We start from the raw sequence: 12,691 nt of genomic DNA, 5'->3' as shown, positions 1-12,691 counted from the left end.
GGCGGCGTTGCGTGCTGGCGGCAGGCTGGAGGAGGTGCCGGAGGTAGAGGGTGAAGAAGTCATGATCAGCGCTCCGGTTCAGCGAGTCTTGGGGTCGAGGGCGTCACGCAGCCCATCGCCGAGGAAGTTGAGGCAGAACAGAGTCGCGGCGAGGAAGGCCGAGGGCACCAGCAGCATCCAGGGGACGGTCTCCATCATGTCCTTGCCTTCGGAGATCAACACGCCCCACGAGGTCAGCGGTTCCTGCACGCCGAGGCCGAGGAACGACAGGAAGCTTTCCAGCAGGATGACCTTGGGCACCGTCAGCGTGACGTAGACGATCACCGGGCCCAGCGCATTGGGGATCAGATGGCGGGTGACCACCTGCAGGTCGCGCACCCCCAGCGCATGCGCCGCCTCCACGAATTCGCGCTTCTTGAGCGCCAAGACCTGGCCGCGCACGATGCGCGACATGTCCAGCCACTCCACCGCGCCGATGGTGGCGTAGATCAGGAAGATGTTGCGACCGAACACCACCATCAGCAGGATCACCAGGAACATGAACGGCAGCGAATACATGATGTCGACGAAGCGCATCATCAGGTTGTCGGTGCGTCCGCCGAAGTAGCCGGAGACGGCGCCGTAGAGCACGCCGATCACCAGGCTGACGAAGGTGGCGACCAGCGCCACCGACAGCGAGATCTGGCCGCCATGCAGGGTGCGGGTCAGCAGGTCGCGGCCGTTGACGTCGGTGCCGAAGACATGACCGGAGGCCAGGTCCGGACCGGTGCCGATGGCGTTCCAGTCGACCTCGTCGAGTTCGAAGGGCGTCAGCCACGGGCCGATCAGGCAGGCCAGCACGATGACGGCCATCACCACCAGGCTGCACATGGCAGCGCGGTTCTGCTTGAGACGACGCCAGGCGTCGCGGGTCAGGCTGTCGCCTGCCGGCGCGGCAGGGGGCTGGCCGTCGAAGGCGCTGGCACCGCCGGTGCCGTGGGGAGCGGGAGTTGTCTGTGACATGTCAGGGCCTCGGGTCAGTCGTCGTAGCGGATCTGCGGGTCGAGCATGCTGTAGAGCAGGTCGACGATCAGGTTGAGCAGCAGGATCAAGGCGCCATAGAAGACCACCGTGCCCATCACCAGGGTGTAGTCACGATTGAGCGCACCCTGCACGAAATAGCGCCCGATGCCGGGAATGCCGAAGATCTGCTCGATCACCACCGAGCCGGTGATGATGCCAGCGATGGCCGGGCCGAGGTAGGAGACCACCGGCAGCATCGCCGGTCGCAATGCATGGCGCAGAATCACCTTCCACTCGCTCAGCCCCTTGGCGAGGGCGGTGCGGATGTAGTGACTGCCGAGCACCTCGATCATGCTGGCGCGCATCATGCGGGCGATGTAGGCGATCTGCTGGATGGAGAGCGCCACCACCGGCAGCAGCAGGTTCTGCCAGGCGCCACCGTTCCAACCGCCGGCCGGCAACCAGCCGAGCAGCACGCCGAACACCAGCGCCAGCAGCGGGGCGATCACGAAGTTGGGCACCGCGATCCCCGCCAGCGCAGTACTCATCACCAGGTAATCCGCCGTCGAGTTGCGCCGGATGGCCGCGATCACCCCCAGCGGCACCCCGATCAGCAGCGCGGCCAGAATCGCCCACATGCCCAGCTCCAGACTGGCCGGGAAGCCCTGGCTGATCAGCTCGCTGACATCGAAGTCCTTGTACTTGAAGGACGGGCCGAGATCGCCCTGCACCAGATCGCCCAGATAGCGCAGATACTGCATCGGCAATGGCTCATCCAGGTGATAGGCCGCGCGCAGGTTCTGCTCGATTTCCGGGGGCAGGCGGCGCTCGCCATCGAAGGGGCCGCCTGGGGCGACCCGCATCAGGAAGAACGACAGGGTGATCACGATCAGCAGGGTGGGAATCGCCTGCAGCAACCGTTTGAGGGTGTAGCTCAGCATCCAGTGCTCCGTCCGGGCCGCTGCCCGGGTGTGTCGTTGTTATTGGTGACTGTCGTCTGTCAGTGCGAGGTATCGAGCTGCAGATAGCGACTCGGGTGCACGTCCAGCGCATTGGGCGCCCAGCCGCTGATGGCGGGGTCGACAAGACTGGAGGTGACATAGTCGTAGAGCGGCAGCACCACATCGTTGTCGAGCAGATACTGCTCGGCGTCGTGGAGCTGGCGCTGGCGGGTGCCGACGTCTCCTTCACGCGCCGCCGCCTCGATCAGCGCATCGTAGGTCGGCGAGCTGAGCTCGGGCGCGTTGGAGGTGTTGTCGCTGCTGAAGGCGTTCAGGAAGTCGTAGGCATCGGCGATGGTGGCGATCATGCCGTAACGGCCGACCTCGAAATCGCCCAGCGCCAGATCGCGGTAATGCACCGCGGCCTCGGTGTTGGTCAGCGTCACCTTCACGCCCAGCGGTTTCCACATCGCGCCCAGGGCCACGGCGATCTTCTTGTGATCTTCCAGGGTGTTGTAGCGCAGGGTCAGCTCAAGCGGGGTATCCGGGCCGTAGCCCGCGTCTGCCATCAGCTCGCGCGCCTTCGTCATGCGCCGGTCCATCGACCAGTCAGCGAAATCGAAGCGCGCGCCCTGATGCTCACCCAATGCCTTCGGCACGAAGTGCCAGGAGGGAATCTGGCCCATGCCGAGAATGCGCTCGGTGATCACCTCACGGCGCGTGGCCAGATTCAGCGCGCGACGAATGCGCTGGTCGGCCACGGGCGAGCCTTCGCGCAGATTGAAGACATAGAAGTACTCGCCGAGGATCGGGTAGGTGTGCAGGGCAGCGGCCAGATTGTCCTGGATCCAGGTGTAATGGCTGGCGGGCACACCGTAGGCGATCTCGACTTCGCCGGCGCGGAAGCGATTGAGCGCGGCATGACTCTCCTCGATGGGCAGGTAGACCACCTCATCGAGCGCGACCGTGTCCGCCGCGTGATAGCGAGGATTGGGTGTCAGGCGAATCTCGGCCTGGGGCGACCAGGTCTTGAGCACGAAGGCACCCGAGGTAGCCATGTTGGCCGGTCGCGTCCAGTCAGCGCCCTTGGCCGCGATCACATGGCGTGGCAGCGGGGCGGCTTCGCTCATCGCCAGCGTCTGCTCCAGCGTCGCCGAAGGGTGGCTGAGGGTGATGGTGAGCGTCTGCGCATCCGGCGCGGCAATGCCGAGTTGCTCCGGCGCCAGCGCACCGGTATTCACCGCGCGGGCATTGACGATCGGGTAGTAGAGCGTGGCGTTGTGGGCCGCGGTGGCGGGTGTCAGCAGGCGGCGCAGCGCGAAGACGGCATCCTCGGCGGTCAGCGGCGTGCCGTCTGACCATTCGAGCCCCTCGCGCAGATGAAAGGTCCAGCTCAGCCCATCGGCGGACGACTCCCAGCGCTCTGCCAGCCCGGGAATCAGCTCGCCGTCGGCGGAGTAGGCGATCAGCGGCTCGAACAGATCACGCGTGATGCGTGTCTCCCAGGTGCCGCTGGTCTGCTGCGGGTCCAGCGACGCCGGCTCGGCGCCATTGGCGATACGCAGGATCTGTTCGCCTTGGCTTGCAGGGCTTGTGGATTGTGCGGCCATGGCGCTGCCGGAAGCGCCGAAGGAGAGAGAAAGAACGGACAGCAGCAGGCCTGCGCCGAGGCTTGCCGCGCATTGCATCGGTGAGGTGGGGGACATGCATGAACTCCTTGTCACGCCCGTGGGGCGCGACGTCATCTTCTGGTGCCATCCTTGGCAGATGCCACGCTCCTGCCCTGCCGGACACGAGCGTGGACCCATGACGATCTGGAGAACTGCGAGCCAGGTCAGAGGCTCACAGGGCTCGCCTCACTCGGAGAACGAGATCCAGCGCGAGCGGTGGGTATCCTCGATGTTGTCCTGCCAGCCGTTGAGCTTGGGGTTCACCAGATTGCGCGACACGTAGTAGTAGATCGGCAGCACGGCATAGTCATCCAGCGCCTTGCGCTCGGCGTCCTGCATCAGTGCCTCGCGATCCTCCATGTCGAGCGTATTGGCAGCCTCTTGCATGTCGTCATCCAGCGCACTGTTGGAATAGGCGCCGTAGTTGTTGGGCACGCCGCTTTCCAGCAGGTTGAGGAAGTTCTGGGCGTCGTTGTAGTCGCCGATCCAGCCGGCGCGGCCGACATCGAACTTGCCCTGGCGCATGTCCTCGTAGTGCACCGCGACTTCGGCGTTCAGCAGATTGACCTTCACGCCCAGCGGCTTCCACATCGCGGCGGCGGCGATGGCCACCTTCTTGTGGTCTTCGCTGGTGTTGTAGCGCAGGGTCAGCTCCAGCGGGTTGTCCGGGCCATAGCCGGCGTCTTCCATCAGGGACCTGGCCTTCTGCATGCGCTCATCCATCGACATGTCCTTGAAGGCCATTTCCTGGATGTCGTAATGGTTCACGCCGGTGGGCACGAAGCTGTAGGCCGGCACTTCGCCGGTGCCGAGAATCTTGTCGGTGATGATGTTGCGACGGATGGAGAGGTTGAGCGCCTCGCGCACGCGCGGGTCTGCGGTGGCATGGCCATCGCGCGAGTTGAGCACGTAGTAGTAGATGCCCAGGTAGGGCGCGACGTGGGTGGCGTCCGGCAGGTTGTCCTTCAGCCAGCCGTATTGCTGGGTCGGGAATTCGCGCGCGATGTCGATCTCGCCGGCGCGGAAGCGCTTCAGGGCGCTGTTGCGTTCCTCGATGGGATAGTAGATCACCTCATCCAGCGCGACCTCCCTGGCATCGTGGAACTCAGGATTCTTGAGCGCGACGATGCGGGTCTGCGGCTGCCACTCGCTCAGCTCGAAGGCGCCGTTGGAGACCATCTTGCCGGGGTCGGTCCAGTCCTTGCCGTACTTCTCCACCACATGTTTCGGCAGCGGGTAGGCGGTGTAGTGCGACAGCTGGTCCAGGAAGTAGGGCGTCGGACGCTCGAGGGTGATCTCGAGGGTGTGATCATCCACGGCACGCACGCCGAGGGTGTCCGGCTCGGCCTCGCCGCTATTGATAGCCTCGGCATTCTTGATCGGATACAGGATGTAGGCGTAATCCGAGGCATTTTCCGGCGTCATGATACGCTTGAGCGCGTACACGAAGTCCTCGGCGGTCACCGGCTCACCGTCTGACCACTTGCCGTCCTGGCGCAGCGTGAAGGTGTAGGTCTTGCCATCGTCGGAAATCTGCCACGACTCGGCCGCGCCGGGGATGCGCTCGCCATCGGCGGCTTCAGTGACCAGCCCCTCGAAGAGGTCGCCCACCACGTCATTTTCCCAGGTGCCGGAGATCTGCTGCGGGTCCAGCGAGGCCGGTTCGCCCATGATCGCCAGCTTGAGCGTGTCGGCCATGATGCCCGGGGAAGCGGCGATGCTTCCGGCCAGCAGCAGGGAGCTTGCCAGACGCTTGAGCGCGAAGCGCTTGGGGAGTGCCGGGGTGTGAGAGGGGGAGTGCAGTCGTGCCATGGTGGGGAAGCTCGCTATTGTTGTTAGGGGGAGTACGAGTGATGCCTCTACCATTGAATCTTTTGCGGTGCGTTGTCCATGTTAAAAAATGGATAGCTCATGCGTGCATTCGATAAGTCTGATGTTGGGCGGGGAATGCCGCGGCATTCGTGGCTGGCGGACGTCTGGATGACTTTGGTCGCAGTCGCCTGAAAGACAGCCAGACCGAGGCTTGTGCACGTTGTGACAGAGGCCTGCAGGCGGCCATCGCCCACCTTGCGCTGGATGATGGGCCGGGCATGGTCGCCACGCCGGGAAATGGCTACAATATCGGGCTTTGCGCGCTGTCGATCTGCACATGTCCCTACGGGTGGCATGTGGCGAAGCCCGTCGCTTGCGACAGGATCGCCGCGCACCCATTCACGCATCATCGCCTCAAGACAGGACGACCATGCAAGAGATCAATCCGATCACCAACCTCATCAAGGACCTGTCCGAAAGGGCAGAAGTCCTGAGGGGGTACCTTTGACTATGCCGAAAAGCAGGATCGGCTAGAGGAAGTCACTCGCGAGCTCGAGAATCCGGATGTCTGGAATGACCCGGACTACGCGCAGAAGCTCGGCAAGGAACGTGCGTCGCTGGAGCTGGTCGTCAAGACCCTCGACGACATGAGCAACGGTCTGTCCGACTGCTCCGATCTGCTGGAAATGGCGGTCGAGGAAGAGGACGAAGGCACCGTGGACGAAGTCGTCCGCGAGCTGGACCAGCTCAAGGCCAGTCTTGAGAAGCTCGAGTTCCGTCGCATGTTCTCCGGTGAAATGGACGCCAACAACGCCTACCTGGATATCCAGGCTGGCTCCGGCGGCACCGAGGCACAGGACTGGGGCAACATGTTGCTGCGCATGTACCTGCGCTGGGCCGAGCATCACGGCTTCAAGACCGAGATCGTCGAGGCGAGCGCCGGTGAAGTCGCGGGCATCAAGTCCGCCACCATCCACATCCAGGGCGAATACGCCTTCGGGTGGTTGCGCACCGAGCTTGGCGTGCACCGTCTGGTCCGCAAGAGTCCCTTCGACTCCGGCGGCCGTCGTCACACCTCGTTCGCGTCCGTGTTCGTGTCGCCGGAAATCGATGACAACATCGAGATCGATATCAACCCGGCCGACCTGCGCACCGATACCTATCGCTCCTCCGGCGCCGGTGGTCAGCACGTCAACACCACCGACTCCGCGGTACGTATCACCCACGTGCCGACAGGCATCGTGGCGGCCTGCCAGACCGAGCGCAGCCAGCACTCCAACCGTGACCGCGCCATGAAGATGCTGAAGGCGCGTATCTACGAAGCCGAGATGCAGAAGCGCAACGCCGCCAAGCAGGAACTCGAGGACTCCAAGTCCGATATCGGCTGGGGCAGCCAGATCCGCTCCTACGTCCTCGATGACCAGCGCATCAAGGACCTGCGGACCAGCGTCCAGTCGAGCAACTGTGACAAGGTGCTCGACGGCGACCTCGATGACTTCATCGTTGCCAGCCTCAAGATGGGGCTCTGAGCGCGAGTCCCCTCGCGGCCCAGCGCCTATTCGCCTCCGCCGGTCTCGCCGGCGGAGGCCATGAATCCCCGTATCGCGGTCAGTACTGATGGTCACTATCGTCAGGCTGATCATGATCTGTCGTGGCCCAGGCCATGACCCTTTGACACGAGACAGGCCCCTCCATGTCGACAGAGCAGACCCCCGCCATTGATGAGCAGCAGGCCGCCGAACAGGCTCAGGAAGAGAACCGTCTGATCGCCGAACGTCGCGCCAAGCTGAACGCCCGCCGCGAGCAGGCCGCCGCCGAAGGCAAGAGTGCCTTTCCGAATGATTTCCGTCGTGACAGCCTCGCCGCTGACCTGATGGAAGAGCTGGGCGAGAAGGACAAGGCCGAGCTGGAGACGTTGGACCGCAAGGCCGCAGTCGCCGGGCGTATCATGCGCAAACGTGGCCCCTTCATCGTGCTGCAGGAAGTCTCCGGCCAGATTCAGCTCTACGTCGACAAGAAGGGCCTGCCGGAAGCGCTGCTCGAGGACATCAAGAGCTGGGATATCGGTGACATCGTCGGTGCCAGTGGCCCGGTGCACAAATCCGGCAAGGGCGATCTGTACGTCATGATCGAAAGCGCCCAGCTGATGACCAAGAACCTGCGTCCGCTGCCGGACAAGTTCCACGGTCTGTCCGATCAGGAAATGCGCTATCGCCAGCGTTATGTCGACCTGATCATGAACGAGCAGTCACGCCGTACCTTCGCTCTGCGTGCCGGCATCGTCGCCTCCATCCGTCGCTTCCTCAGCGATCGCGGCTTCATGGAAGTCGAGACGCCGATGCTGCAGCAGATCCCGGGTGGCGCGACCGCACGCCCATTCATCACGCACCACAATGCGCTGGACATGGAAATGTACCTGCGCATCGCGCCGGAGCTGTACCTCAAGCGTCTGGTGGTGGGTGGCTTCGAGCGCGTGTTCGAGATCAACCGCAACTTCCGCAACGAAGGGCTGTCGACGCGTCACAACCCCGAGTTCACCATGCTCGAGTTCTACTGGGCCTACGCCGACTACCGTGACCTGATCGCGCTCACCGAAGACATGATCCGCACCGCGGCCCAGGAAGTGCTCGGCACCACGCAGATCACCTGTCAGGGCAGCGAGTACGACCTGAGCCAGCCGTTCATCCAGATGACCATGCGCGAGTCGATCATCAAGTACGGCGATGGCATCACCGAAGCTGATCTGGCAGATTACGACGCCGCCCGCGCCACGGCGGAGCGTCTGGGTATCCAGGTCAAGCCGATCTGGGGGCTGGGCAAGCTCGAGACCGAGATCTTCGAGGAAGTCGCCGAGCACCGCCTCGACCAGCCGACCTTCATCACCGAATATCCGGCCGAAGTCAGCCCGCTGGCGCGTCGCAACGATGCCAACCCGCACGTGACCGATCGCTTCGAGTTCTTCGTCGGTGGCCGCGAGATCGCCAATGGCTTCTCGGAGCTCAACGACGCCGAAGATCAGGCCGAGCGTTTCCAGGCCCAGGTGGCCGAGAAGGACGCCGGTGATGACGAAGCCATGTTCTACGACGCCGACTACGTGCGCGCGCTGGAATACGGTATGCCGCCGACCGCCGGTGAAGGCATCGGCATCGACCGTCTGGTGATGCTGCTGACCGACAGCGCCTCCATCCGCGACGTGCTGCTGTTCCCGGCGATGCGTCCGCTGCAGGGCTGAGCAGCAGGCCACCAGCCCCGCATGATGTGTCGGCGTGACGCGCCATCGTGACGGGCCACGCTGAGGGCACCCACAACGCCTCCGATCCCTGATCGGGGGCGTTGTGGTCTCTGCCTCACACGAATGGCTGATGGCGAGTGCCTCGCGGGGCATGATAGGTGCCGATGAGGCAAGGTGGCGCTTGGCTTTGTTGCCCGCGAGCGGCCATAATGGTCGGCGTCCAGTCTGCTGGCGCCCTGGTACTGCCAGGGTGACGCGCTGGACACCTCGAGGCTCACCCGCATCGCGTGCCTGCTTCATGAGCGGCGCTGCCATCCACGGTGTGTCCTGTCTCGGAATTGTCCCTGAATGTCCTGGAGAGTGCAGAATGAAGCTGCTTAACCGTTCCGCCCTGAGCGTCAAGCCGACCCAGGCGTTTGTCGACTGGATCAACTCGCTGGAATCCGAAGGCGAGGGAGGCGAGGATCTGGCGCTGGAGGATGTCAATCAGGAGAGCACCGTCTACCTGATTCCCGAGATGGACACGCGTGAGGCACTGGATGGCTTCGTCTCCGAGCGCTGGCTGGACGTGCTGGAAAGCGAGCTGCGTGCCTGGGAAGAAGACACCCGCCATTGGCCGGAGCCGATGGACAAGGCGCTCTTCGAGCGCTTCCTGACCGTCGAGCACAGCTATCTGGCGGTCGACCTGGACGACGAGGCACCGCTGGAAGTCAGCGAAGTCGATGACGAGTTGCTGGCCGATCTTGACTGACTCTTCGGCATGATGGCCGCCGTCGCCGCACTTTCCGCAAGCGCTGTCAGCGAGCGCCGTCAGCAATGACTGTCAGTGATGGCGACAGACGCTACAATGGCCTCGGGCAAAATGCCCGAGGCCATTTGCGTTGTGGCGATCGCATCGTCACCCTCAATTTTCCGCATGTCCGTCGTGCGGCTTCCCCCCTTCAAGGAGATTGCGCATGAGCATCCAGACCCAGATAGATACCAAGCTCGCGACGCTTGACCCGTTGATGGTCGAAGTCGTCAACGAGAGCCATATGCATAGCGTGCCGCCTGATTCCGAGACCCATTTCAAGGTCACCCTGGTCAGCGAGCGCTTCAGCGGCCTGTCGCGGGTCAAGCGTCACCAGCAGCTGTATGCCCTGCTCAGCGAAGAGCTGGATGGCCCGGTGCATGCCTTGGCACTGCACCTGTACACCGCACAGGAGTGGGCGGCACGCGGTGGCGAGATTCCGGATTCCCCCAACTGCCTGGGTGGCGGCAAGCACTGACCATGACCCCTGAACCGCAACGCCTGCAATATCTGGACGCGATGGGACTGACCGCCTGGGTCGGTCGCTATCAGCTGCCCAATGCCTTGCCCACTCAAGCGTGTGACTGGCCCGAGCCGCAAGCGGCGGAGGCGGTCGCGCCCCAGGCGCGCCTGCACGCGCTGATCGATGAGGCGCCGCGTCCGCCTGCTGCCCACCAGACGGCGGATGCCAGTCATGCCCCCTTCGCTCAGGGTGGCGGCACCGCCGGCAGCGCTGTGCCACGCCCGCCAGGGCCTTCTCCGGCCTCGAGTGCACGCGCCTTGCTGGGCATGGCGCCGGCGGCGGTCGAAGCCCCCGCTGCGGCTGCCTCGCCGACGCCCGGCGCTGCCGAGACCAGCAGCACCGCCTCGTGGGGGACGCCGCCGACGCAGGTCACGGCAGAGGCGCCGGCAGCAGATGAGGCAGTGACACCGCCCGCGGCAGACAAGCCGCCACTGCGCTTCAGCGTTCAGCTGGCGGCGCTGGAAGGGCGCTGGTTGATCCTGCTGCCCGGTGACGAGGCACCGCATCTGGAAGGGGAAGCCTTGCTCAAGGCGTTGTGGCGCGCCGCCGGTATCGAGACGGCATCAGGGCTCACCTTCAGCCACTTCCGCTGGCCGCTGTTGCCCAACCTCAAGGCCAGTGCGCCACTTGAGGAAGCCCGCGAAGGGTTGCATGCCTTCCTGAGTGGCCCGGCGCGTCGTGGTTGGCAGCCGGAGAGGCTGTTGATCTTCGGTAGTGATGAGGCCAGCGAGACGCTGCACGAGGTGCTCGGTATCTCTACCTCCGAGCGCGGCGAGGCGACCTCCAGTCTGCTGAACCTGCCGGTCTGGCAGGGGCCAGAACTGTCGGCGCTGGCGCGCTCCAGTGAGGCCAAGCGCAAACTGTGGCCGCTGTTGATCCGCTGGGGACGCGAGTGGCAGGCGGCATCGCCGCAGACGGACGCCTCATGAGAGGGTCAGTTTCCCGGCGTCTCGAGCTGCGTGAGCTGGCCGATGATCAAGCGACTCTGACGGCGCTTGAGGCCATCGAGGCCAGCCAGGCACATGGCCTGAGCCAGTCACAGCTGATCGATGTGCTCAACGATGACGCGCGCTGCGTGCTGGGCGCCCGGTGGCAGGCCGGCGAGTCGCCGACTGCAGAGCTGATCGGCTTCGTGGTGCTGGCGCGCGGGCCCTTCGAGGCCGAGATCGAGGCGATCACCGTACACGCCGCGCAGCGCGGGCAGGGCGTCGGCGCACGCCTTTTGGCCGCCGCCATCGCGCGGGCGCGTGACTGGCAGCGTGACTCGGGGCTTGAGCGCCTGCTGCTGGAGGTGCGCGCCAGCAATGCCGCCGCCGCAGCCCTCTATGCGAAGGCCGGTTTCACTCGGGATGGAGTGCGCAAGGGCTACTATCCGCTGGCGGAGGGTGGGCGTGAGGATGCCTGGCTCATGTCGCTGCCGCTGACGTGAAAGCCCGCCGACACGAAAACGCCGCCGACAGTCTCCTGTCGGCGGCGTCTTCATGAGGCCCTGCTCATAAACTCTTGTTCAAGCGCTCCTGTTCAAGGCCATTGTTCAAGAGTGCAGGTTCACGCCGCCCAGCGCGCAGGACGCGCGGGAGCCTCAGGCGCTCTGGGTTTCGCTCTCGGTCTCGCTGAAGCGTGCGATCAGTCCTTCCAGACGGCTCGCCCACTGGTCACGCTCTTCCTGCAGGCGAGCATTGGCCTGACGCAGTTGTTCCAGTTCTTCGCCCTGGCTGCCCTTGGTTTCAGTCAGGCGCTGGTTCTCTTCCTTCAGCTCTTCGACTTCCATCTTCAGCATCTCGATGCTGTCGATGGCCTGGCCGACTTTCTGCTCAAGTTGGGTAAAGAGTTCGGTGCTCATGCTATCTCCTTGTCGAGTCACGATCGTGGCCCGAGGGGGTTCGTTGAGGGCGGTAAAGGTATGCGGTAAATGCTGGTGCGATGAATATCGGCCATGTCGGGAATCCTTGCCGGATGGCGCAGCGATACCCGCCTGCAGGCAGACTACGACGCCGCCTGAGTCGACACAAGTGGGAAGGTGGCTCAGGCGGGCGGATGGCGCCGATACAGGCGGCCATGACTGTCGCCGGCACGGCTTTCCCTATGCAGCTGCCAGTTGGCAGGTACCACGGGGTCGAGGCCGGATTCCACTTCCAGATAGATCATGGCGTCATCGCTCAGCCAGCCATGCGCTTCGAGCAGTGCGCAGCTCGCGGCGGCCAGCTCGAGCCGGAAGGGCGGATCGAGCAGCACCAGGTCCATGCCGCCCGCGGCGGGAGTGGTCGTCTCGAGCCAGTGCAGGACATCGCCGGTCACCACCTGTGTTGGCAGGCTGTCGCCGTTGGCGAGGGTCGCGAGATTGGCCTCGAGCGCACGCGCGACGCGGCTGTCGCGCTCCACGAAGGTGACATGCGCCGCCTCACGCGACAGCGCCTCGAGGCCCAGCGCGCCGCTGCCGGCATAGAGGTCAAGCACGCGGGCGCCGCCGACATGAAAGCCCAGCCAGTTGTAGAGCGTCTCACGCACGCGGTCGGGCGTCGGGCGCAGGCCCGGTGCGTCGATCACGTTGAGCAGGCGGCGCTTGAAGCGCCCGCCGATGATGCGCAGGCGACCTGGCCCGCCGGCGGCCTGGCCACGCTTGCCGCTCTGCTTGCCGTGCTGCTTGTCAGCGCGCGAGGGCGCGTTGGATTTGCCCCGTGCGGGGCCTTGGGAGGATGCGCGTTTTTTCATGCCGCGAGT

12 protein-coding genes are annotated in these 12,691 nt (G+C 64.5%); 6 read left to right on the top strand and 6 right to left on the bottom strand.

Annotated features, from left to right (window positions below; all coding sequences use genetic code 11):
* Nucleotides 1-78: 78 nt before the first annotated feature.
* Genes FLM52_16135 through FLM52_16120 form a run of 4 tightly spaced genes read right to left on the bottom strand, consistent with a single transcriptional unit; the run spans nt 79 to nt 5,425 of the window.
* The gene (locus FLM52_16135; protein NVN57268.1) at nt 79-1,002 is read right to left on the bottom strand and encodes an ABC transporter permease subunit; all 924 of its coding nucleotides are present in this window, start codon (nt 1,000-1,002) and stop codon (nt 79-81) included.
* 14 nt (nt 1,003-1,016) lie between these two features.
* Nucleotides 1,017-1,943: an oligopeptide ABC transporter permease OppB gene (gene oppB, locus FLM52_16130; protein NVN57267.1), complete on the bottom strand. Its 927-nt coding sequence runs from the start codon at nt 1,941-1,943 to the stop codon at nt 1,017-1,019.
* A gap of 59 nt (nt 1,944-2,002) precedes the next feature.
* Complete coding sequence (locus tag FLM52_16125; GenBank protein NVN57266.1) at nt 2,003-3,751, bottom strand: peptide ABC transporter substrate-binding protein; 1,749 nt, start codon at nt 3,749-3,751, stop codon at nt 2,003-2,005.
* Nucleotides 3,752-3,799: 48 nt separating this feature from the next.
* Nucleotides 3,800-5,425: a peptide ABC transporter substrate-binding protein gene (locus FLM52_16120; protein ID NVN57265.1), complete on the bottom strand. Its 1,626-nt coding sequence runs from the start codon at nt 5,423-5,425 to the stop codon at nt 3,800-3,802.
* 430 nt (nt 5,426-5,855) lie between these two features.
* Here FLM52_16120 and prfB point away from each other — a divergent pair.
* The 6 genes from prfB (at nt 5,856) to FLM52_16090 (ending at nt 11,399) form a co-directional block, all read left to right on the top strand.
* Nucleotides 5,856-6,954 (top strand): peptide chain release factor 2 gene (gene prfB, locus FLM52_16115; GenBank protein NVN57264.1). Its coding sequence is split into 2 segments (ribosomal slippage): nt 5,856-5,930 and nt 5,932-6,954, totalling 1,098 coding nucleotides; the frame shifts between segments, so codons are not numbered across the junction.
* 164 nt (nt 6,955-7,118) lie between these two features.
* A complete protein-coding gene (lysS, locus tag FLM52_16110) occupies nt 7,119-8,657 on the top strand; it encodes a lysine--tRNA ligase (GenBank protein NVN57263.1) in 1,539 nt (512 codons plus the stop codon).
* A gap of 367 nt (nt 8,658-9,024) precedes the next feature.
* A complete protein-coding gene (locus tag FLM52_16105; protein ID NVN57262.1) occupies nt 9,025-9,408 on the top strand; it encodes a hypothetical protein in 384 nt (127 codons plus the stop codon).
* A gap of 205 nt (nt 9,409-9,613) precedes the next feature.
* The gene (locus FLM52_16100; protein ID NVN57261.1) at nt 9,614-9,925 is read left to right on the top strand and encodes a BolA/IbaG family iron-sulfur metabolism protein; all 312 of its coding nucleotides are present in this window, start codon (nt 9,614-9,616) and stop codon (nt 9,923-9,925) included.
* A gap of 2 nt (nt 9,926-9,927) precedes the next feature.
* The gene (locus FLM52_16095; GenBank protein NVN57260.1) at nt 9,928-10,899 is read left to right on the top strand and encodes a hypothetical protein; all 972 of its coding nucleotides are present in this window, start codon (nt 9,928-9,930) and stop codon (nt 10,897-10,899) included.
* A complete protein-coding gene (locus tag FLM52_16090; GenBank protein ID NVN57259.1) occupies nt 10,896-11,399 on the top strand; it encodes a GNAT family N-acetyltransferase in 504 nt (167 codons plus the stop codon). The genes FLM52_16095 and FLM52_16090 overlap by 4 nt, the downstream gene beginning before the upstream one ends.
* Nucleotides 11,400-11,552: 153 nt before the next feature.
* Here the strand turns inward: FLM52_16090 and zapB are convergent, their stop codons facing one another.
* A complete protein-coding gene (zapB, locus tag FLM52_16085) occupies nt 11,553-11,813 on the bottom strand; it encodes a cell division protein ZapB (protein NVN57258.1) in 261 nt (86 codons plus the stop codon).
* A gap of 182 nt (nt 11,814-11,995) precedes the next feature.
* Nucleotides 11,996-12,682 (bottom strand): 16S rRNA (guanine(966)-N(2))-methyltransferase RsmD, encoded by a 687-nt coding sequence (gene rsmD / locus FLM52_16080; GenBank protein ID NVN57257.1) that lies wholly within the window; start codon nt 12,680-12,682, stop codon nt 11,996-11,998.
* Nucleotides 12,683-12,691 lie beyond the last annotated feature (9 nt).

This window comes from bacterium Scap17 (genome assembly GCA_013376735.1).
In the GTDB taxonomy this organism is placed as follows: Bacteria; Pseudomonadota; Gammaproteobacteria; order Pseudomonadales; family Halomonadaceae; genus Cobetia.
The sequence above is the reverse complement of the archived record's forward strand: the minus strand, read 5'-3'. Positions and strand labels throughout refer to the sequence as shown.